The sequence below is a fragment of the Streptococcus parasanguinis genome (assembly GCF_001069785.1).
GTDB classification, from domain to species: Bacteria; Bacillota; Bacilli; order Lactobacillales; family Streptococcaceae; genus Streptococcus; species Streptococcus parasanguinis_T.
The window spans coordinates 1-1,065 of record NZ_JVSR01000048.1; the positions used below are offsets into that span (position 1 = coordinate 1).

1 protein-coding gene is annotated in these 1,065 nt (G+C 36.2%); it reads left to right on the forward strand.

Annotation, left to right across the window (positions count from 1 at the left end):
* Window positions 1-112: 112 nt before the first annotated feature.
* Window positions 113-1,065, forward strand: a 953-nt coding sequence (locus tag ADG03_RS03205; protein WP_049520956.1) for an ABC transporter transmembrane domain-containing protein, incomplete at its 3' end; no start/stop codon positions are given.

The following is a 1,065-nucleotide window of genomic DNA, read 5'->3' on the forward strand; positions in this document are numbered from 1 at the left end:
TTAGATGTATAATGAGCATGTAAAATATATCACAAAGAATAATATGTAATAAGATTTAATGATTACATCTGATATTTCTCAACCATAGTGTTCTATTTTCTAGGAGAGCTTTATGATTAATATCTTTAAATATCTTGATAAAAAAACAAAATACCTAACCATTATTGGAGCACTGGCAAATGGGGGTCTCGCATTAGGTCAACCTTTGGTTGTTGCCAAAGCACTATCGATAGATCAAAATAACCTTACCTATTCCTCTATTTGGAAATTTGCTCTCTTTGGTTTTTCTGTCTATTTCGCTTTGTATAGTCTAATGTTATTTTGTAATCATGCAAATAATGTCTTTAGACGTGAAATTCACATGAATATCCGAACGGCCCTTTTTCAGAAGTTAATGGAAGACAGGGAATATAGTGAAGATGAAAAGATTACCATGCTGACACAGGATATGGAATTTTTAGGAGATAACTTTTTTGAACGCTATATGTCTATTTCATGTTGGGGATTTGGGGCACTGATTACGGCGATCTATATCATTGCCCAAAATGTTTTATTGGGTTCTATCTTTGTTTTCTTCACGATCTTACGTCCCATTCCACAATTCTTGATGAATAATAAGCTAAAGAATTCAGGGGATGAAATGTCTCAGGGAAGAACAGCTGTTCATAACCAAATCTCTGATAGTATTCGAGGAGCTCAGACCTTGCGGATGAATCAAGCCTTGCCTGAAAATTCTCAGCGCGTCTGGAATATCAATCTTCGTTATCAACGAGCTATTCAAAGGTTTGCTTTTACCCATAATATTGTTTTCTTTTGTAATGGTTTTATGGTCTTTCTGAGCCAAGTACTCCCCTTGGTATTAGGGTTCTTCCTTGCTATGCAGGGTCATCATATTTCAGTGGCTAGCCTGGTTGCTATGTATATTGCTGCTGGTCAACTGGTAGGGCCTATCCAAAATATCATGTATGATGTGGTTGAAGTACAAGGAGCCAAAACAACGGCAGAAAAGATTTTCGGAATTTTAAATCGAGCAGATGATAGTGAATCGGACAATCATTCGATCTC